This window comes from Bacillus sp. Medicinal_06, assembly GCF_056711665.1.
Genome location: NZ_JBWYHD010000068.1, coordinates 1 through 439 on the forward strand (window position 1 = coordinate 1; position 439 = coordinate 439).

The 439-nt window shown below is 38.7% G+C and carries 1 pseudogene; it reads left to right on the forward strand.

The features are described 5' to 3' along the window. Positions 1 to 414: pseudogene (locus tag AC1M36_RS28515) on the forward strand (DDE-type integrase/transposase/recombinase); the annotation flags it as partial. Positions 415 to 439: the final 25 nt, after the last annotated feature.

Consider the following 439-nt stretch of genomic DNA (forward strand, 5'->3'; position numbering starts at 1 on the left):
ATTTATATCGTGCAATTGATAAAGACGGGCACACATTGGATATTCAACTTCGTAAAAAACGGGATCATCAGGCTGCCTATGCCTTTATGAAAAGATTAGTCAAAACGTTTAGAGAACCAGCGGTTCTTACTACAGACAAAGCACCAGCATTACTTTGCGCATAGAGAACAAGGCTTTTATATAAATACAACTCATTGTACAATCAAGCATTTGAACAATCTCATTGAACAGAACCATAGGCATGTGAAGCGACGTTTTTCCAAATCCGCAGGATTTCAAAATCTTCGCCACGCTTCCCGTACCTTGAAAGGTATCGAAACCATTCATGCTTTATATAAACGAAACCGAAGTCTTGGCTCAGACTTCGGTTTTTCGACATACAATGAATTACAGGAGCTACTAACAATCGCATAAAATGTACAACTTTTTGTTGGCACCA